The sequence below is a fragment of the Streptomyces sp. NPDC047130 genome (genome assembly GCF_040643475.1).
Lineage (GTDB): Bacteria > Actinomycetota > Actinomycetes > Streptomycetales > Streptomycetaceae > Streptomyces.
This window is the reverse complement of the sequence record NZ_JBEYUK010000025.1, coordinates 47952-67698: the sequence shown is the minus strand read 5'-3', so window position 1 is coordinate 67698 and position 19747 is coordinate 47952. Positions and strand designations below refer to the sequence as shown.

General features: G+C 71.1%; 14 protein-coding genes. 8 read left to right on the top strand and 6 right to left on the bottom strand.

Annotation, left to right across the window (positions count from 1 at the left end):
• Window positions 1-34: 34 nt before the first annotated feature.
• Both ABZ836_RS24775 and ABZ836_RS24770 read right to left on the bottom strand, forming a co-directional pair.
• Window positions 35-976 carry a hypothetical protein gene (locus ABZ836_RS24775; RefSeq protein ID WP_361145541.1) on the bottom strand — a complete coding sequence of 314 codons (942 nt, stop codon included), beginning with the start codon at window positions 974-976 and terminating at the stop codon, window positions 35-37.
• 1 nt (window position 977) lies between these two features.
• Window positions 978-1355, bottom strand: a complete 378-nt coding sequence (locus ABZ836_RS24770; protein ID WP_356133622.1) for a hypothetical protein — start codon at window positions 1353-1355, stop codon at window positions 978-980.
• A 135-nt stretch (window positions 1356-1490) separates the two neighbouring features.
• On the opposite strand from ABZ836_RS24770, the gene ABZ836_RS24765 reads away from it, so the two are divergent.
• From ABZ836_RS24765 to ABZ836_RS24735, 7 genes are all read left to right on the top strand, one after another.
• The gene (locus ABZ836_RS24765; RefSeq protein WP_361145538.1) at window positions 1491-5177 is read left to right on the top strand and encodes a CHAT domain-containing protein; all 3687 of its coding nucleotides are present in this window, start codon (window positions 1491-1493) and stop codon (window positions 5175-5177) included.
• A gap of 212 nt (window positions 5178-5389) precedes the next feature.
• Entirely contained in the window at window positions 5390-5893 is a 504-nt protein-coding gene (locus ABZ836_RS24760) for a hypothetical protein (RefSeq protein WP_361145535.1), read from the top strand.
• A gap of 60 nt (window positions 5894-5953) precedes the next feature.
• Window positions 5954-7363, top strand: a complete 1410-nt coding sequence (locus tag ABZ836_RS24755) for an SPFH domain-containing protein (RefSeq protein ID WP_361145532.1) — start codon at window positions 5954-5956, stop codon at window positions 7361-7363.
• A 255-nt stretch (window positions 7364-7618) separates the two neighbouring features.
• A complete protein-coding gene (locus ABZ836_RS24750; protein WP_361145529.1) occupies window positions 7619-7786 on the top strand; it encodes a hypothetical protein in 168 nt (55 codons plus the stop codon).
• A gap of 174 nt (window positions 7787-7960) precedes the next feature.
• Window positions 7961-8902 carry a CPBP family intramembrane glutamic endopeptidase gene (locus ABZ836_RS24745; protein WP_361145526.1) on the top strand — a complete coding sequence of 314 codons (942 nt, stop codon included), beginning with the start codon at window positions 7961-7963 and terminating at the stop codon, window positions 8900-8902.
• Between the two features lie 26 nt (window positions 8903-8928).
• Complete coding sequence (locus tag ABZ836_RS24740; protein WP_361145523.1) at window positions 8929-10158, top strand: histidine kinase; 1230 nt, start codon at window positions 8929-8931, stop codon at window positions 10156-10158.
• Window positions 10155-10847, top strand: a complete 693-nt coding sequence (locus ABZ836_RS24735) for a response regulator transcription factor (RefSeq protein ID WP_361145520.1) — start codon at window positions 10155-10157, stop codon at window positions 10845-10847. The genes ABZ836_RS24740 and ABZ836_RS24735 overlap by 4 nt, the downstream gene beginning before the upstream one ends.
• A 566-nt stretch (window positions 10848-11413) precedes the next feature.
• On the opposite strand, the gene ABZ836_RS24730 is transcribed toward ABZ836_RS24735, so the two are convergent.
• Window positions 11414-11980, bottom strand: a complete 567-nt coding sequence (locus ABZ836_RS24730) for a hypothetical protein (RefSeq protein ID WP_361145517.1) — start codon at window positions 11978-11980, stop codon at window positions 11414-11416.
• Window positions 11981-12006: 26 nt separating this feature from the next.
• Window positions 12007-14574 (bottom strand): ricin-type beta-trefoil lectin domain protein, encoded by a 2568-nt coding sequence (locus ABZ836_RS24725; RefSeq protein ID WP_361145514.1) that lies wholly within the window; start codon window positions 14572-14574, stop codon window positions 12007-12009.
• 508 nt (window positions 14575-15082) lie between these two features.
• Between ABZ836_RS24725 and ABZ836_RS24720 the strand changes: the two genes are divergently transcribed.
• Window positions 15083-15835, top strand: coding sequence for a hypothetical protein (locus ABZ836_RS24720; RefSeq protein WP_361145511.1), 753 nt, complete (start codon window positions 15083-15085; stop codon window positions 15833-15835).
• A gap of 163 nt (window positions 15836-15998) precedes the next feature.
• Here ABZ836_RS24720 and ABZ836_RS24715 read toward each other — a convergent pair whose 3' ends face one another.
• Complete coding sequence (locus ABZ836_RS24715; RefSeq protein ID WP_361145508.1) at window positions 15999-17330, bottom strand: class I SAM-dependent RNA methyltransferase; 1332 nt, start codon at window positions 17328-17330, stop codon at window positions 15999-16001.
• Window positions 17331-17521: 191 nt separating this feature from the next.
• Window positions 17522-19648 carry an APC family permease gene (locus tag ABZ836_RS24710; protein WP_361145505.1) on the bottom strand — a complete coding sequence of 709 codons (2127 nt, stop codon included), beginning with the start codon at window positions 19646-19648 and terminating at the stop codon, window positions 17522-17524.
• Between the last annotated feature and the right edge of the window lie 99 nt (window positions 19649-19747).

Below are 19747 nucleotides of genomic sequence, written 5' to 3'. Positions count from 1 at the left end.
GACCGGTCCTCGGGACACCCGCGGGCCCCCCTTGTCAGCCGCCCGCCGGGACGGGAGGAGGCGAGGACCCGCGGAGGTGGTGGGTGAGGCGGGCGCCGAGATCGGCGGTGAGGGGGCCGGTGTGCTCGAACCCGAGCTGAGCGGCGAGGTCGGGCGTGTGGAGGCGGGCGGCCACCTCGAGGAGGCGGGCGTAGGCGTCCACGCACCTGCGGGTGCGGTGCCTGGCGGCAGCCGCCAGGACCAAGGCCACCAGGACGGCCGGCCACCACCGATGGGCGAGCGCCGCGTACAGCACGGCCCAGCCGGCCAGGGTCGTGGCGCGCACCAGCGAGGCCCGGGCCTCGGAGATCCGGGCACCCAGAGCCTCGGGGAGGACGGGTTCGAGGTAGGGCCACACGACGGCGAGGTCCATGCTGTGGTCACGGTCCAGCCGCAGGGCGACGGCCTGGACGCGATCCCCGCTCCAGGTCGGCCGCTCGGGCCGTTCCAGGGCGATCCGAGTGCGCCGTGCGAGAGCCGCGCGTCCCACCGCGGGATCGGGCCGGTCGGCCGGGTCGGGCGCGAGGGCGAGCCGCCGCTGCCGGTGGTACACGCCGTGGGCGTCGTCCCAGCGACGCTGTCTGCGTCGTACCCACCAGCCGGCCACAGCCGGCAGTCCGAGCGGCCACGCCTTCCAGCCGACCGCCAGCACCAGGCGTTCGACCAGTGAACCGACCGCCTCGGCGACGAGCCCGGCCGTGGCCGAGGCGATCATGATCGCCCCCACCAGCACGATCTGTCCGCCGACCCCCGTCACGGTCGGCTGCTGGGCGAAGGCCGTCACCTCCTGGATCAGGAACGGCGCGTCCAGTGCGTGCCGCTGCCCCAGGGTGTGCGCGGCGGCGACCGTGGCGACGTAGAGCACCCCGGGCAGGACGAGCAGTGACAGCCACCGGTCGGCGAGCTTCCTGCCCAGCTCGCCCCAGAGCCCGCCCACCTCAGACCAGCCGTTCCCGGACGAGTTCCCGGCCACCGATCGCGCAGACCGGCCGGGCGACGGCCACCTCGCTGCCGTGCCGCCCGGTGCACTGCCGCAGCGGACACCGGAAGACGATCTCGAGCGGCTCGAGACCGCTCAGCTCCCGGGCACGGCCCTCACCGGCACCGTGAATGCTCGCGAAGCCGTCGGTCGCGGCACGGAGCGCCGCGTCGACCTCGGCCAGCAGCCGTGCGGTTCGGGCCGCGTCGGCACCGCAGGCCGCCCGCAGCCGCGCCAACGGCGTCGAGGGATCACGACCGTCGTCGCCGAGCAGCTCCTGCAACTCCTCGAAGTGGGCGCACACATAGGCCAGCCCCGCCGCGTCCGTACCCGACAACCTGGCCTCCCCGCCTCCCCGCCGACGTCTCGCGCCGAAGCATCGTCTCACCAACTTGCCTTGTATGAAGGCCAATTGCCACGAACAATCCCTCCCCCTAGCCTGAGCCGGACGACGCCGCGGCACGAGACGGGGATGACGGTGACGAGTACCGGGAGACCCACGGAAGGCCTGCTGATCCACGACGCCGCGAAGGCCGCCGCAGTGGTGCGTCAGCACATCCAGGCGTTCTCCGGCACGGCCGACCCCCGGATCGCGCTCGCGGCCGCGCCGTTGTGCGCCGCGGGATCACTGATCCTCGAGGTCGGCGAGCGACTGTACGAGGAGCCCGTGACCGAGGACGACGTGGCGCTCGCCCGCCTGGTGGGTGTCCTGTTCGACATCCGTCTCCAGGTTCTCGGCCAGGCGCAGGCCCCGTTCGACGTACACGCGTGGCTGTCCGTGTTCGGGCTCCTGCACGCGATCGCTCCGACGGCCGTTCCCGGGGCCATGGCCGAGGTGTTCGCCGCCAAGCCTCCCCCTGTACCGGAAGCACACGTCCTGCTCAGCGCGATCGGCACGGTCCTGCTCCAGGAGTGCGGACGGACCAAGGACCCGGAGGTCTCCGGCACCGCCATCCCCTTGTTCGAGGCCGCGTTGCGGACCGCGCCCGAGGAGGACCGGCCAGCGATCCGGTTCAACCTGGGGAGTTCCTGGGCGGAACTGGCCGAGGTCCTCGACACACCCGACGCCCTGAAAGTGGCCGCCCACCACATGGACCGAGCGGCAGGCGCGGCCGAAGGCCATCCGGAAAGGCCGCGGATGTGGGACAGCCTCGCGAAGGTCCAGGACGACCTGTTCGCACACACCCACGACATCGCCCACCTCGACAAGGCGATCGGTGCGCGTCGGGCGTCGGTGGGCGAAAGCCTCCCCGAGGCCGGCGGCTGGTTCCTGCTCGGACACCTCCTGTGGAAGCGGTTCGAGCACACCCACGTCGAGAGATACCTGCACGAGGCGATCGACGCGACTGCTCGTGAGACCGAACGCATGCCCGGCGAGCACCCGTCGCTGCCCGGGGTGCTGGGCAGCCTCGGGAACATGCTGATGGCCCGCTACGCCACCACCGGCGACCTGGAGCAACTGGAAGCCGCTCTGGCCGCCACGGCCGCGGGCGCGCGACTCGCGCCCCCGGAGCATCCGCAGTACGCGGCGCTGCGCCAGAACACGGACGCCCTGCGGCAGCGCCACGCGCTGGCCCTGGGAGGCCTGCCCCAGCCTGCCTTCGACGGGTGGTACCACGAGCGGCGGGACCCGGACGTCCTCGCCACCCTCGCCGCGAGCCTGCTCGGCCAGTTCATCCGGCTCGGCGACCCGGAGGACGTGGAGGCTTCGCTGCGGCTGTCGCGGGAGGCGCTCGCGGCGGTCCCCGGGCATGCCGCCGCCCTGTCGGCGCGGTCCGCCGCGCTGTTCCACCGCTTTCGTCTCATGGCCGAACCGGCCGATCTGGTCGAGGCGTTCGCATCCGCCTCCGCCGCCCTCGCAGCCACACCCGACGACTCCCCCGCACGTGTCGGGCGTCTGGCCGCCCTCGCGTCCGTCCTGCGCATCCGGTTCGAGGGCGTGGGCGATCTGGCGGACCTCGCCGCCGCGATCGACGCGGCCGAGACCGCCGTCGGCCTCGCCGACCGCCTGGGCACAGCCGAGCACACGGCACCGGCCGTTCTCAGCGGCCTCCTGCTCGCCCGGTTCGTCACACTGGGCCACCGCGGCGACATCGACCGAGCCGTCGCCGCCGCCCGGACGGCAGTGGACACCGCTCCGCCCGGCGCCGAGACCGGACGCGCGCTGACCCACCTGGCTGCCGCCCTGCAGTGCCGCTACGACGCCTTCGGGCAGCGGGAGGACCTGGAAGGCGCGATCGTCTCTCTCCGCACGGCGACCGCTGTCACCCCGTCCACCCATGTGGACCACCCGGTCATGCGGCTGAAACTGGCCGTGGCCCTGCGCGACCGCGGCGACCGGGACGACCTCGACGCGTCGGCGGCCGTCCTTCGCCGGACGGCCGGGGAACTCGCCGTCCGCCGCCCCGACGACCCCGACCTCGCCCACCTGCGCTCGGAGCTCGGACTCACCCTGATGAAGCGGTGGTCGCGGGGCGGTGGTCCGGCCGAGGACGCGCACGAGGCCCTGGCGGCATTCCGAGCCTCCGCCGCCGGCGTCACCGCCTCGACGCGGACCCGCCTGTTCTCGGCCTTCTACTCGGGCCGACTGGGCATGCTGACCGGCGACACCCGAGGTGCGCTCGCCGACTACCGTACGGCGATCGAGACCCTGCTGCCCCGCCTGGCGGACCGAGGCATCCCACGGGCGTCCCGGCTGGCGCAGATCGCCCAACTCCCCCTGCTGGCCAGCGATGCCGCTGCGGCAGCGATCGCCGTCGGTGACCTCCGCCGTGCCGTACGGCTGCTGGAGCAGGGCCGTTCGGTGATCTGGTCCCAGATGATGCAGACCCGCACCGACCTGACCGCGCTGCGTGCCGAGCATCCCTCGCCGGCAGCCGAGTTCGACGCGATCTGCGCCGCCCTGGAAGGCAGCCGGCCCGGTCCGGACGGCAGCAGCACCGGGGCATCGGGGCAGGACGCCCGACGCTGGCGGCTCGGCGAGCAGTTCGACGACATCCTGGCTCGCATCCGGGGGCTCCCCGGCTTCGCCGACTTCCTCGAACCGCCGTCCTTCGAACACCTCCACCGCGCCGCCGACGACGGCCCGGTCGCGGTCATCAACATCAGCAGCCACCGCTGCGACGCCCTCCTGCTCACCCGCTCCCCCGGCGAGGACCCGATCAGACTGGTCGAGCTGCCCGGCGTCACCGCCAAGGACGTCGAGCGCAGCGCCGCCGGCTTCCTCGACGCCGTCGGCCGGCTGAACAAGCCCGGGCTCGCCCTCGGCCCCGTCGAGGCCCGTGCTCTCGGAAACCGGATCACGGACACACTCCACCGGCTCTGGGAGGACATCGCCGAGCCCGTCCTCGCCGAACTCGGCCTGGATCAGCCGGCGGGTGCGGAGCTGCCACGCGTGTGGTGGTGCCCCACCGGCCCCCTGACGCTCCTCCCCCTGCACGCCGCAGGGCCCAGGAACGGGCCGCCGGTGATCGACCGGGTGGTCTCCTCCTACACCCCCACCCTGGGCTCGCTCGTCAGGGCGAGATCGCACCGCCCGTCCCGGCGTCCGCGGCTGCTCGCGGTAGGGGTGTCCGGCGCACCGAAGGGCGACGGAGCCACCGCGCCGCCGACCGACCTGGCCGGCGTCCGGGAGGAACTGTCCGTGCTGGGTGAGCTCTTCGGCGACGCGTCCACCCTCCGGGCCGAGGAGCGGGCCGTCCGGTCGGACGTCCTGTCGGCGCTGCCCTCCCATCCCTGGGTCCACTTCGCCTGCCACGGCATCCACGACCAGGACGACCCCGCCCACAGTCACCTGGCGCTGCACGACGGACCCTTGTCCGTGACGGCCGTCGCCGAGCAGAACCTCTCCGGCGCCGAACTCGCCTTCCTCTCCGCGTGCCACACCGCGCGCGGCACCAGCGCCCTGGCCGACGAGGCGATCCACCTCGCCGCCGCCTTCCAGCTCGCCGGCTTCCCGCACGTCGTCGGCACCCTCTGGAGGCTCGCCGACGACCCGGCTCCTGGCATCGCACGCGACTTCTACCAGGCCCTGACGGCCTCCGCCGACGGAGCGGGCGGCAGCGCCCGCGCCCTCCACGACGCCGTCCGGCGACTCCGCCGGGACCCCGCCCACGCCGCACGCCTGGACTGGGCCTGCTACGTCCATGTGGGCCCGTAGGGTCAGGGCACCAGGGAGCCGAGGTCGATGTCCCCCGGGAAGGGAGGGAGTCGCCTCGGGTCGCACCGTCGGAACGCGTCCCACGGATCGCGCACGAGGACGGCATGGAAGTCGCCCGAAGACTGCCGGGATCCGGCAGTGAACTGCCGTGCGGTCCGGTGTGAGGATGCCCCGGACGGCGGAAGCACCGGGGATCCGGGGGGGGCGGGGACATGGTCTGGTTTCTTGGTCTCGGCATCATCGGTGCGGCGCTGCTGGCTCTGTCCCTCGTCTTCGACGGAGTGCTGGAGGGGGTCCTGGACGGGCTGGGCGGAGGGCTGGACGGGGTTCTGTCGTTGCCGGTGATCACCGGTTTCCTGTCGGCGCTCGGCTTCACGGGGGCCATCGTCACGGGGACCACCGGCGCCGGAACAGGGATCGCCACCGGGGCGGGCGCGGTCGCGGGGGGCGCCGTGGGATGGGTGGCCTGGCGGTTCGGCCGGGCGCTCCTGCACGACGGCGCGCCCGCTCCCCGGGGTGAGGACCTGACGGGGACGTCCGGATCGGTGATCACGGCGATCCCGGCCGACGGCTACGGCGAGGTGTTGCTGCACCTCGCCGGACAGCCGGTGAAGTACGCCGCGAGGGCCGCCTCGCCGGTCGCCCGTGGCACCGAGGTGTGGGTCGAGTCCCTGCTCTCGGCCACGTCGGTCACGGTCCGTCCGGTGGAACGCTGACGCTCCCGCTGCCTCCTCCTCTCCCAACCTTTCCCAGTTCCGATCGAAGGGGGTCTCGTGATGAGCCCTGTTCTCACCGCTGTGGTGGGCATCGTCGTCCTATTGGTGCTGCTCGGCCTGGTGGTCGTCACGCGCTACAAGGTCGCGGGTCCCAGCGAGGCGTTCGTCATCACCGGCCGGCGCGGCAAGAGGACCACCGACCCGGAGACCGGCCGCGTCTTCACGGACACCAGTGGCCAGAAGGTCGTGGTCGGCGGCGGCGTCTTCGTCGTGCCGTTCGTCCAGCAGAAATTCAGTCTCGACCTGTCCAGCCGGCACATTCCCGTCGCGGTCCGGGGCGCCGTCACCCTGCGCGGGGTGAAGGCGAACCTGGAGGGTGTCGCCATCGTGAAGGTGGGCGGCACCGAGGACTCCATCCGGGCCGCGGCGCAGCGGTTCCTGATGCAGCAGGACGGCATCGTCGGCTTCACCCAGGAGGTGCTGTCCGGCGCCCTGCGTTCCATCGTGGGCCGCATGTCGGTCGAGGACATCATCCGTGACCGGGCGGCGTTCGCCGGTCAGGTCGCTGAGGAGGCCGAGGCGAGCCTGTCGGGGCAGGGTCTGGTGCTCGACGCCTTCCAGATCCAGGACATCACCACGGAGGGCTCCTACCTGGAGGACCTGGGCCGGCCGGAGGCCGCCCGCGCCAAGCAGGAGGCCGACATCGCCGAGGCCGTCGCCCGTCGGGCGGCCGAGCAGGCGCGGCTGAAGGCGGAGGAGGAGATCGCCGTCGCGCAGCGGACCCTCTACCTGAAGCAGGCCGAGATCAAGGCCCAGACGGACGAGGCCGCCGCCCAGGCCAACGCCGCCGGCCCGCTGGCCGAGGCGGCCAGGCAGCAGGACATCCTCTCGCAGCAGGAGAAGGTCGCCGCCCGCCAGGCCGCCCTCACCGACCGGCAGTTGGACACCCAGGTCCGCAAGCCGGCCGACGCCGCCCGCTACCAGGCCGAGCAGGAGGCCGAGGCCCGCCGTATCGCGCTGGTGAAGGAGGCGGAGGCCGCCGCCGAGCGGGCCCGGCTCACCGGTGAGGGCGAGAAGGCCCAGCGCGCCGCACTCGCCGACGCCGTGCGCCTCGAGGGCGAGGCCGAGGCCGCCTCCATCGGCGCCAGGGGAGCGGCGGAGGCGGAGGCCATGCGGAAGAAGGCCGACGCCTTCGCCCAGTACGGCGACGCCGCCGTCCTCCAGATGCTCGTCGAGGTCCTTCCGCAGGTCGTCGCCAAGGCCGCCGAACCGCTCGCCGCCGTCGACAAGCTGACCGTCGTCTCCACCGACGGCGCGAGCCGGCTGACCCGTACCGTCACCGACAACGTCACCCAGGGCATGGAACTCCTCTCCTCCGCCACCGGGGTCGACCTCGCCGCGCTGCTCCAGGACATCACCCGGAAGAAGACGGACCCGACACCGGACAAGGCCGTCGAGATCTCCGGCTGAGACGTCCACGAGGCGGTGCGGGTCGGGGTGGCGCGCACCGCACGGCACGGCACGGCGCGACGACGTGGGCCGCAGGCCACGGACCGCGGTGGCCGGTCCGGCCGGACGCGGGGGACGTGCCGCATGGCCGCCGGTGAGGTGGCACGGCCGCCCCACTCGACCGCCTCGGTCCTCCGGTGCGGGGCCGGTCGCCACCACCCGGCCGCTCACCCGCCCATGACCGCCCGACCCACCACCCGGACGCGGAGCAGCAGCATGTCCGTACGACGCATCGGAGTGACCCTGGCCGCCGCCGGATCGCCGCTGACCCTGGCGGGGGCGGCGATGTACGTCCTCCCCGGGCCCGGCCTCCCCGTCCTTGTCATCGGCCTCGCCGCACTCGTGACAGGACTCGCCCTGATCGCCACCGCCCGCCGCGGCTGACCGACACCCGCGCCCACAGGCGTCCCGCGCGGAACCGCAGGCGCGGCGGGCACGCGCGCATCCCCCGTGAGAGCTACAGGAACTGTCCATGCGGGGGTGATCCGCGGGCGCCGGTGGATTCCTAGCGTTGTCGTCGGGTCGCCACGAGGGGTGACCGGCACTGGGAGGAGCCCCATGGGTACGACGTCAACCGCAGAACACGGCACAGGCTCCGGCCCGGCCGACGGCAGCGGCACAGGCTCCGGCCCGGCCGACGGCAGCGGCACAGGCTCCGGCCCGGCCGACGGCAGCGGCACAGGCACCGGCGGCCGTCTGAGCCGCGCCGTGCGCTCTCCGCTCGGGTGGATGCTGACCGGCGTCCTCGGCGTCGGCCTTGTCGCGGGTCTGACCGCCGACGGGCCCGGCCCGGTCCCGGCACTGGGCGCAGTCGTTGCTGTGGCCGTGTACCGGGTGGTCATGCGCCGTGTCGCACACCGCTCCACACCGGAGATCGCCCGGCGCGGAGCCGGCCGGGAGGCGCTGCGCGGTGGCGCGGTCGGTCTGGCCTTCGTCCTGGTCTCCGCCCTCCTGATCACGGTGCTCGGGGGCTACTCGTTCTCCTGGGCGGGCAACGGCTTCCTGCCGGTCGTGTTCGCCGCGGTGGCGGTGCAGGCGGGCGCCGCGGTCACCGAGGAGCTGATGTTCCGCGGTCTCGCCCTGCAGGCTCTGGAGCAACTCTGGGGCAGCCGGGTCGCCGTCGCGGTCTCCGGACTGTTCTTCGGTCTCACGCACCTGTTCGCGCCGGGAGCCACTCCGTGGAGCGCGCTGGCGATCGCTCTGGAGGCGGGGGTCATGCTCGGTGCCGCGTTCCTGTGGCGCCGTAACATCTGGTTCGTCGTGGGTCTGCACTTCGCCTGGAACACCACGGAGCAACTGCTCGGCGTCCCGGTCTCCGGGCACACCCCCGTGGGCCTGTTCACGGTCGATGTCCACGGCTCTTCCCTGCTGACCGGTGGCGGCTTCGGCATGGAGACGTCGATCCTGCCCGTCGTCATCGGGGTGCTGCTCGCCATCGCGATGTTCGTCCGCGCCCGCCGGTCCGGCGGTCTGCGGTCCGGGCCGCGCGCGAAGGGCTGAGAGCGGGCGACTGGAGGAAGGCCGAAGTGATGTCTCGTCAGGCGCCCTCGCGTGTCCCTCTGATCGGGGCGCCGTACCACTGGTGGGGAGAGCTGCGGCCCTTCCTCAAGGACGGCGTCCTCGCGCTGGCGCTCGCCGTCCTGGCCTTCGTGCCGACCCTGTCGAAGATCGGGGGCCAGATCGGTGATCTGCCCGAGCGGCCGGCGAACGTGCTGAGCGTCGTGCTGGTCGTGGCCCAGGCCCTGCCGCTGGCGGCCCGCCGCCGGTGGCCCGCCGCCTGCCTGTGCGTGACGGCGGGCGCCTTCGCCGTCCACCAGGCACTGGGCTTCGCGACGACGTTCGGGAGCTGGGGGCTGTATCTGGCTCTGTACTCCGCCGGGGCGCATCAGGTGCGCTTCCGCCGCGGTCTGACCGTCGTGATGAGCGCGGGCTACGCCGGGCTGGCCACCGTCCTGCACCTCCTCGGGTCCCCCCAGGAGATCCCGGACTTCCTCGCGTTCTACCTGGCCCTGGCCGCGGCCTGGCTGGTGGGGAACATGGTGCGCACGCGACGGGCGGGAGAGGCGGAGCGGCGGCGGCTGGCCGGCGAGGTGGCCACGGCCGCGGAGCGGGCGCGGATCGCCCGCGAGCTGCACGACGTGGTCACCCACCACGTGACGTCCATGGTGGTGCAGGCCGACGCGGCGCACATCCTGCTCCCGTCCGCGCCGGAACGGGCCGGTGAGGGCATGTCGGCGGTCAGCGACACCGGCCGCCTGGCGCTGAAGGAGCTGCGGTACCTGCTCGGCGTGCTGGAGGCGACCGGCGAGCCGGTGTCCGCGGACGCGGAGCGTCCCGGCCGGGCGCCCACCCTGGGACGGGTGGGGGACCTGGTCGAGCAGGCCCGCAGGTCGGGCCAGCCGGTCGCGTTCGACGAGCAGGGCGAGCGGCGGCCGCAGCGCACGGACGTGGAGCTGGCCGCGTACCGGGTGGTGCAGGAAGGGCTCACCAACGCCCTGAAGTACGCGGCCGGGAGGCCGACAAGAGTCCTGCTCCGGCACGGTGAGGAACACATCGCGATAGCGGTGACCACCGACGGACCCGTCGTCCCACCCGTCGGCCGGACACCGCACTCCGGCGAGGGCGGGCGAGGACTGGCCGGGCTGCGCACCCGGGTACGGATGCTCGATGGTCAACTGGAGGCCGGTCCCCGGCCCGAGGGCGGGTTCGAGGTCCGCGCCCGGATTCCGGCCAGCCCCTTCAGGAGTGACCCGTGAGCGATACGCCACAACCGATCCGCGTGCTCGTCTGCGACGACCAGGCACTGGTGCGGACCGGCTACGTCACCATCTTCTCCGCCCAACCCGACCTGGAGGTCGTCGGGGAGGCCGAGAACGGGCTGGAGGCGGTGCGGGCGGCGCGGGAGCTGCGCCCCGATGTGATCGTGATGGACATCCGCATGCCGCTGCTCGACGGCATACGGGCGACGCGGCAGCTGGCCGGCCCGGACACCGAGAGCGCACCGAAGGTGCTGGTGGTCACCACGTTCAACGTCGACGCCTACGTCTACGACGCGTTGCGCGCCGGAGCGAGCGGCTTCCTCCTCAAGGACGCACCTCCGGCGGAACTGGTGAACGGCATCCGGACCGTCGCCCGGGGAGAGGCCCTGCTGGCGCCCGCCGTCACCCGCCACCTCATCGGCCACTTCGCCGAACACCTGCGACCGGCCGACACCGGCCGGCCGGCCAGGCAGGACGTCGTGCGTGCGTTGAGGCCCCGGGAGCTGGAAGTGCTCCAACTGATCGCCGAGGGGCTGTCGAACACGGAGATCGCGGCGGCGATGTCCATCACGCCCGAGACCGTCAAGACCTATGTGTCACGCATCCTGGCGAAACTCGGCCTGCGCGACCGCGTCCAGGCCGTCGTCCTCGCCTACCGGGTCGGACTGGCCTCCGCCACGCCGTGAACCGGCACGGTCCCCTGACCGAGGTGCGGGGCAGAACGTTCCCCTGGACCGAGCGGCAGCGCATCCAGTTGCCAGGGCCTGTCCTCAGCCGCGAGACCGGCACCTGGCCGGGCACCTCCACCGTCGGGATGACGGCTCCCACGGGGGAGTCGTCATCCCTCCGGTCTGCCCTCGCGAAACAGAGGACCCGCGGGTCAGGCAGCCTTCTTCACCGACTCCAGGATGGCCACGCACTCCAGCCACACACTCCACGTGATGGGTCATCGGAAAGATGCTGACCTGAAGGGATCACGCAAAGCCCATGTCAGAACGGGTTTCTCAGCTCACCGAACATCATGCAGGCGCCCAGAGCGTCAAGTGCACCTGCCGGTCCGGCAACAGCTTGCAGCCTGGATGCGGGAAGCGTCGCTCGCGCCGCGGCAACAACGGCTCCAACAGGTCCCATAACTCATCCGGCACGATCCATGGTGACGTCTCCACAAGAAGCCGAATACTCAACTTCGACCCCGGACCCGGCCGACACTGCCCGTCCATCTCATTGTGTTAGCTTCTGTAGATCGACAATATCAGCGCGACTGCCGAAGCCATTCATCCTGCGGAATCCGCCCTTCGCTACAACTCCCGCATCGCTCCCCCCACGACCTACCTACGAAAATCGGACGACTCAGCACCACATCGTCTACACGTTGAGCTCTCAAAACAATGCCAAGCGCTTCAGAAGACATGTCCCAGAACTCAGAGTAGACCAAATCCAGACCACGGGATTCAACATATCCCACGAACTGCCCTTCGATTTCCGACGGAACGCGACCCACCAGGCCGAATTCACCCATAACAACCTGAGGGCCACTTCGCGCATCGATAGCCACAGCGGCCAGGTTGCCGCCTTCGTCGTAGTACGTCGACAAAGAAAGAACCGGACTCAACGGGTTCGAGCCACGCCGAGCGAACTCGGCCCTGACGCCTCGGTCCAAGGAATCCAGAACCACAGAAGATACGAGCATACCTTCCTCAAGGGCACGCTCGACTTCCTCATGACCCATCCCAAACCTGAGCGGACCGACGCTTTCAAGCGGAACTGCCTTCCAAACCCCACGCTCGACATCATCGAGCGCATTCCACTGCAATGGCAAGTCAGCTCCTACCGTTGCTCAGCCCATCAGCTTGTAGCACCCCGCGGCGCTAGGTCCTGGATCAACCCAGATTTTTGCAAAACCCCGCCGGCGTTACGATACCAGATCCTCATACTTCTTCCCTGCTCAAGGAGGGCCGGGAGAATATTCGAGCACCCAGCCCCGCCCGCATCTCCGCAGATATGGTCCTGATTAATCACTACATTCGCGAAAGAAACATCATTGTCGTTCATCCACAGGGAAATTTTGGGCTCAGCATGATCTGCAGCGTTCCAGTGGGCATACGCAGGTTTATTGTAGGCCCGCCGCAGCACCCCGTTTACCCTGGCAGACATGGCGTCCCGGCCACTCAAGGCTTCCGGGCCTATCGGAACTCCCTGGGCATTTGTGGGCACCGCAGTGGTGGTGTGCTTTCCGTCAAGGCTGTCCAGCACCGCTGAAATGTTGGCTTCACAGTTGTGAACCAGGACCGGAGCCTCGCCTGCCAGCACATAGTACGCATGGATACCGGTGACGGTGAGGTCGTGCGCAGTGGTGGGCTGACTGGTGTGGCGGGTGATCGCGGTGATCTGGACGTGGGTGCCGGCGCTGGTGCGGAGCCATTGGCCGTTTTTGAGGTCGCCGGCTTCGACCCATTCGTCGAGTTCGGGGACCCAGAAGGGGTGCGTGTCGGTGACGGTGAGCTTCTCTTCGCCGTGCGCCGTCTGGATGGTGAGTTCGGTGAAGTGGGTGTCGTCGGGGGTGGTGATCGTGGCGGCGACTTCGCGGGTGGTGGTCTCCTCTGCTTCGGTATCGGTGGTGGTGACCTTGTCGCCGGGCTTGATGTCTTCGATGGGTTTGGTGGTGCCGTCGGCGAGGAGGGCCTTGGTTCCGGGAAGGAAGCTGTGGCACGGCGGGGTACTGCCGCTGGCGCTGGCTGCCTCGCCTTCGTTGCTCTGGCGCGCGTGACCGTCGCTGTCGCCGCCCTCGGCCTGGCGGCGGGCGGTGGTGGAACGGCCGGTGCCGGCGGTGTCCTTGGCCTCGGCGCGTGCTTCCCTCTGAGTGGCGTTGCCGGTCTGCTTGTTTTGGCGCTTCGAGTTTCTGGTGACGGATTCCTGTGCGGCCTTCGCCTTCTTCTTGGCCGCCTGCGCGGCGCGCTTGGCAGCTTCCTTCGCCGCCGCCGCAGCCTTTTCCGCGGCCCGCTGAGCGGCCTTGGCCTGGGCGATGAGCTTGCGGGCGCGGTCCTGTGCCTTGCGCAGGGTGTCGATGGCGGAAATGGTCGCCTGGACGGCGTTCCAGATCTTCTTGCCCTTGCTGAACACGGACGTCCACGGGATGGCATCCATGAGGAGGCTGCCGCAGGCCCACATGTCTCGGCCGCCGAAGCAGGAGACGATGTCGTTCCAGCCGACGAATTCCTTGAAGACCGCCCAGCCGACGGACAGGATGATGTCGCCGATCGTGGTGCCCAGGGTGGTCTTGGCGTCGGCGATCTCGCCGTCGCTGGGGCCCTCGTAGAAGTCGTCCGCGGAGGTCAAGCCGGTCGGGTCCGCATACGTGACGGGGTTGTTCTCGCAGTACACGTAGCCGTTGGACTGCACCGGGTCGGCGAGGTCCAGGATCGGGTCGGCGGAGATGAACCGGCCGGTCGTCGGGTCGTACTCCCGCGCACCCAGGTGCACCAGGCCGCTGGGGTCGCGTTCGCCGCCTACGTACCCGCGGTGCGAGGCCCAGGTCGAGGACTCACTCCGGGGTGCACCGAACGGGGTTGTCTTGGAGAACTGCACCCGGTTGCCCTGCACGAGTTCGACGCTCACGTAGGAGGAGCCGTTCTGGTCGGCGACCAGAACCTGCAGCGTGTCCTTCGCCGTCCCTTCGGCATGCCGCATGACCGTGGACGTGCCGGGCTGGGTGTAGTAGCGCTCGGTGTACTTGGCGGCGCCGCCCGCGGTCGTCGCCACGGTCGTCTCGCCCAGGTGCAGGGTGTGTCCGCTGTCCGAGACGGAGATCAGGCGCTCACCGGCGGGACCATAGATGTAGCGGGTCTTGTCGGCCGGGTCCCACACCTGGCCGGCGGCGCCGGCCGTGCAGGTCTTGAGCTGGAGGTCGGTGCCGGCCGCCGTGGCCGGGGTGGTGAGGCACTTGCCCGAGGAGACGTGCTTGAGCTGCCCCGCGGAAGTGGCGGTCCACTCCAGTGCGGCGGCGTCCGAGCAGGCCGCGATGACGACCGGGGTACCGTCCGCCGTCGCTCCGTCCTTGGGCACGACGCAGTGGTCGACGACCTTCAGCGCGCCGGTGGCCGCCGAGGTGCCGGGCTTGGGGTCGAGGCGGAACTTCTGCGGCTTGGTGCCGTTGCAGCCGTAGACCTGGAGCGGGTTGCCCGCCGTCGTCGAGCCGTTGCTCAGGTCCAGGCACAGGCCTGACGAGGTGTTGACGAACTCGCCGGAGCCCTCGTCTCCGAAGCCGGTGACGGATGCGACCTTGCCGTCCCAGGTCCAGTCGATGGTCTGGGTGTCGCCGTCCGTGACCCGGGTCGTCGTGTTACCGGCGGCGTCGTAGTCGACGGTGGAGCGGGACACGATCTGGCTGCTGCCCGAGGTGTAGGTCCGGTCCATCGACGTCAGCGTGTGCGGCTGCTTCGTCCGGTCCGCCGGGTCACCGTAGTGGTAGTCGGTGGTGACGTCCTTGGCCGTGTTCAGGCCCGGATCGTGTTCGACGAGCTTCTTCCGGTTGCCGACCTCGTCGTAGGTGTAGGAGTGCCAGTAACCCTGCTCAGCAGCAGTGACATTCGTGGTGCCGCTGCTGTACTGCGGCTGGCGGAGGGTTTCGTTGGAGGGCTTGCAGCCGACGTTCGGTGAGGTCCACGCCTCGGTGAGCTGGCCCAGGCCGTCGTAGACGAAGCACTGCCGGTCGGTGCGGGTGTCCGCCTTGTCGGTGATCTCCAGGATGTTGCCGGCCGGGTCGTACTCGTAGGTCCGGGAGTTGACCTTGGTGCCCAGGACTCCTGTGGTGTCCGAGGGACGGCAGCATCGCGTTCTACAAGGGCGGCAAGACCACCCTCGGAACCGCGACCACCGTCATCAGCGCCGCCAGCGAATGGGACCAGACCAAGCTGAGCTTCGGATGACGGGAGACATCGCCATGTTCACGTCGCCCGCTCGCACGCGGCGCGCATACCGGGCCACCGTCGGCCTGTTCCCCGCCCTCCCTCTGCTCGCCGCATGCGCGAGGGCCGAGGACGAGCCGGCCGACGCCGCTTCGACCGGCCTGGGCATCGGCGCGTCCGCCATGCCCCTGCCGGGCAGCAAGGGTGCCCTCCCCCTAAGCGTCGTGCAGCTCGAACAGGCCGCGTTGAGCGGCCCTGACCTTCCCTCCGGGGTGATCAGCTCCGAGGCCGGTCCGAGGGACTTCCCGAAGCCCGAGACCGTGCGCAGCCGGCCCGTCGCGCTGCTGCAGGCAGGCAGTGTCATCGGGGCGCCCGTCGCCGTCGTGCGGCGAACCTGGACCGGCAGGGCGGACAACGACGCCTCCACGCGACTGACCGCCCGCATCACTCTGGCCTCCTACGCGTCCGAAGAAGCCGCCCAGAGTCACCGCGGCGCTCGACCGGGCAGCCACGACTGCGCCGAAGGCTTCACCTACGAGGCACCTGGTACTCAGGCGAGGAACCGCGAGATCACACGTGTTCTCGCTTCCCAGGGGGCGGATGAGGCCATGACCCTGACTGCCCGTATCGGCAAGTCGAAGAGGCCCGCGTCACTCGTCCTCGCCCGTAAGGGCGCGACCGCTGTCCACATCACGGTCACGTCGACCGGCGACACGGCAGAGCTGTCCGACGGACTCGTGGGCACACAGTTCTTGAAGCTGAACCAGTAGACCGCGCACTACACGGTGAGGTGGGCGAGTCGCTGATGGCGACGTCGCAGGCGCGTGCATCCGGCGGACGGCCCAGCAGCACATGGGGCCGGGGGTATCCCGCCCCACGTGCTGTGCACGGCATCAGGTGTCGAAGGCCGCACCGGAACAGAGGCCCCGCAGGTCAGGCGCCCTTCTTCACCGGCTCCAGGATCGCCACGCACTCGACGTGATGCGTCATCGGGAACAGGTCGAACGCCCGCAGCGTCCGCACCCGGTAGCCGCCGTCGCGGAAGTAGGCGAGGTCGCGGGCGAGGGCGGCCGGGTCGCAGGCAACGTAGGCGATGCGGCGGGCGCCGAGGGAGGCGAGGTGGGCGACGGTCTTGCGGCCGGCGCCGGCGCGGGGCGGGTCGAGGACGATCAGGTCGACCTCGGTGATGCCGGTGCGCGGCAGCACGGACTCGACCTTGCCCTGCTCGATGCGGACCCGGTCGAAGCCGGCCAGGTTGTGGCGGGCGTCCTCCACCGCGCGCTTGCCGGACTCGATGCCCAGCACCGCGCCCTCGTCGCCGAGGCGGTCGGCGAGCGCGCCGGCGAACAGGCCGACGCCGCAGTACAGGTCGAGGGCGGTCTCACCCTTGCGCGGCAGCAGGCCCTGCATCACGGCGGTGACCAGCGTGTCCGCGGCCTTCGGGTGGACCTGCCAGAACCCGCCGCTGCCGACCCGGTAGGTGCGGCCGTCGGCCCGCTCGCGGACGAAGGGGCGGCCGTGCACCCGGTGGACGCCGCCGTCCTTCTCGCCGACGCGCATCACCGAGACCGGGCGGTCCAGCTCGACGATCGGCAGCCGGGCGCCCTCGCGCGGGGTGAGGATGACCTGGCGGTCCTGGGAACCGGACGCGGCGATCGCCTCGACGCTCTCCATGCCGGACCAGTCGCGCCGCTCGACACCGAGTTCGCTCACGCCCTCCGCGGCGATCAGGCACCGGTCGACGACCTGCACCTCGTGCGAGCGGTGCTTGCGCAGGCCCGCCCGGCCGGTGCCGGGGTCGATCGCGTACTGGACGCGGGTCCGCCAGGACGGGACCTCGCCGGCCGGCACCTTGTCGCCCTCGGCGGGCATCACGGTGCCGTCCCAGCCGGCCTCCTCGGGGGTGAGCCCGGCCAGCCGCTGCAGCTGCTCGGCGATGACCTCGCCCTTGAGTCGCCGCTGGGCGCCCGGCTTGGCGTGCTGCCAGTCGCAACCACCGCACTTGCCGGGGCCGGCGAACGGGCAGGGCGCCTCGACGCGGTCCTTGGAGGCGTCGAGGATCTCCACGGCGTCGGCGCGCAGGAACCGCGCCCCCTCCTCGCCCTCGGTGACCCGGGCCACGACCCGCTCACCGGGCAGCGCGTGCCGGACGAAGAGGACCTGGCCCTTGTCGGTCCTGGCGATGCAGTGCCCGCCGTGGGCGACGGGGCCGATCTCGACCTCGTACTCCTCCCCCACCAGCGACTTCTTCTCCTGTGCCTGCATGGCGGGGTGACTCCACAACCTCGGTGACGAATCGGGCGCGGGCACCGGTGGCGCACGCCCGGACAACAGCCGACCAGTCTACGCGGTCCCCGGGACACGCCGCCCGGGCCGGACCGTCACCCGGGCCGGACCATCACCCGGACCGGAGCGGTCACCGGACCGGTCAGCCCGGCGCGGTCAGCCCGGACCGGTCAGCCGGAGCGGCCCGACGACGCGGCCCCGCCGCCACCGTCACCGCCACCGCTGCCACCACCGTTGCCGCCGCCCCCGCCACGCTCCCGCCGCTCCCCGTTGCGGGACGTAACGGCCGGCCCGCGCCGCACCGAACCGGGGGCGTTCCACTCCGCGCGCCTGCGCGCCCGGCGCCGCGCCGCCTCGGAGGACTCCAGCTGGTACGGCACCGAGGTGACCATCACACCGGGCTGGAAGAGCAGCCGTCCCTTGAGCCGCAGCGCGCTCTGGTTGTGCAGGAGCTGCTCGTACCAGTGGCCGACCACGTACTCCGGGATGTAGACGGACACCACGTCCCGCGGCGACTCCCTGCGGAGGTTCTTGACGTACTCGACGACCGGCCGGGTGACCTCGCGGTACGGCGAGTCCAGGACCTTGAGCGGCACGCCGATCCGGCGCCGGTCCCACTCGGCGCGCAGTTCCCTGGTCTCGGCGGCGTCGACGTTGACGGTGAGCGCCTCCAGGGTGTCGGAGCGCATCATCCGGGCGTAGCTCAGCGCGCGCAGGGCCGGCTTGTGGACCTTGGAGACCAGGACGACCGAGTGCACCCGGGAGGGCCGCCGGCTCTCGTCACCGGGCTCCTCCGGGGCCGCGATCTCCTCGGAGACCCGGTCGTAGTGCCGCCGGATCACGGTCATCGTGCCGTAGAAGATCACCATGCCCAGCAGGGCCACCCACGCGCCGTGGGTGAACTTGGTGAGCAGCACCACGACCAGCACCAGGCCGGTGAAGGTGGCGCCGAAGGCGTTGATGGCGCGGGAGCGGTGCATCCGGCGGCGGACGGTCTGGTCCCGCTCGGTCGCCAGGTGGCGGTTCCAGTGCCGGACCATGCCGATCTGGCTGATGGTGAAGGAGACGAAGACGCCCACGATGTAGAGCTGGATGAGCCGCGTGGAGTCCGCGTCGTAGACCACGACCAGCAGGGCGGCCGCGCCGGCCAGCAGCACGATGCCGTTGGAGAAGGCGAGGCGGTCGCCGCGGGTGTGGAGCTGGCGCGGCAGGTAGCGGTCCTGGGCCAGGATCGAGCCGAGCACCGGGAAGCCGTTGTAGGCCGTGTTGGCGGCGAGGAAGAGGACGAGGGCGGTGGCCCCGGCGAGGATCAGGAACGGCAGGGTGTTGTGTCCGAAGACCGCCTCGGCGACCTGGGAGATCACCGGGTGCTGCACGTAGTCGCCGCCCACCGGACGGCCGTTCTCCAGCAGGTCGTGGGCGGGCGACTCCGCCATCTTGACCCCGGTGGCCATCGCCAGGGCGATGATCCCGCAGAACATGGTGACGGCGATCGCGCCCATCAGCAGCAGCGTGGTCGCCGCGTTGCGCGACTTCGGCTTGCGGAATGCGGGGACGCCGTTGGAGATGGCCTCCACGCCGGTCAGCGCGGCGCAGCCGGAGGAGAAGGCGCGCAGCAGCAGGAAGACGAGGGCGAAGCCGGCGATCCCCTCGTGCTCCGCGCGGATCTCGAAGTCGGCGGTGGGCGCCCGCAGCTCGTCGCCGAGGAACATGCCCCGGAAGGCGCCCCAGAGGATCATGGCGAAGACGCCGGTGACGAAGACGTACGTCGGAATGGCGAAGAGCTTGCCGGACTCCTTGACCCCGCGCAGGTTCATGAGGGTCAGCAGCACGATCACGCCGACCGCGCAGGCGACCTTGTGCTCGACCACGAACGGCACGGCCGAGCCCAGGTTCTCGATGCCCGAGGAGATGGACACCGCCACGGTGAGCACGTAGTCGACCAGCAGGGCGCTGGCGACGGCCTTGCCGGCCCGGCGGCCCAGGTTGGTGGTGGCGACCTCGTAGTCGCCGCCGCCGCTGGGGTACGCGTGCACGTTCTGCCGGTAGGAGGCCACGACGGTGAACATCAGCACCACGACCGCAGCGGCGATCCACGGGCTGAACCGGTACGCCGACACACCCGCGATCGACAGGACGAGCAGCACCTCTCCCGGGGCGTAGGCCACGGAGGAGAGCGGGTCGGAGGCGAAGACGGGCAGGGCGACCCTCTTGGGCAGGAGGGTCTCCCCGAGCCGGTCGCTGCGCAGTGCGCGCCCGATGAGGATGCGTTTGGGCACGTCGGTCAGTTTGGACACGACAGAGGATCGTAGGCCCGCCGGGTGGGCGGACCCAGCCAGGGACATCAGGATCGCGTTAAGGGAAGCAAAACATCGCCAAGGCTTTACCCACCAGGT

Bases quoted from the DNA above. Each gene is read 5' to 3' on its own strand.
- ABZ836_RS24765 (WP_361145538.1), top strand. From the start codon at position 1,491: ATGACGGTGACGAGTACCGGGAGACCCACGGAAGGCCTGCTGATCCAC.
- ABZ836_RS24760 (WP_361145535.1), top strand. From the start codon at position 5,390: ATGGTCTGGTTTCTTGGTCTCGGCATCATCGGTGCGGCGCTGCTGGCT.
- ABZ836_RS24755 (WP_361145532.1), top strand. From the start codon at position 5,954: ATGAGCCCTGTTCTCACCGCTGTGGTGGGCATCGTCGTCCTATTGGTG.
- ABZ836_RS24750 (WP_361145529.1), top strand. From the start codon at position 7,619: ATGTCCGTACGACGCATCGGAGTGACCCTGGCCGCCGCCGGATCGCCG.
- ABZ836_RS24745 (WP_361145526.1), top strand. From the start codon at position 7,961: ATGGGTACGACGTCAACCGCAGAACACGGCACAGGCTCCGGCCCGGCC.
- ABZ836_RS24725 (WP_361145514.1), bottom strand. From the start codon at position 14,574: ATGGACCGGACCTACACCTCGGGCAGCAGCCAGATCGTGTCCCGCTCC.
- ABZ836_RS24720 (WP_361145511.1), top strand. From the start codon at position 15,083: ATGACGGGAGACATCGCCATGTTCACGTCGCCCGCTCGCACGCGGCGC.
- ABZ836_RS24715 (WP_361145508.1), bottom strand. From the start codon at position 17,330: ATGCAGGCACAGGAGAAGAAGTCGCTGGTGGGGGAGGAGTACGAGGTC.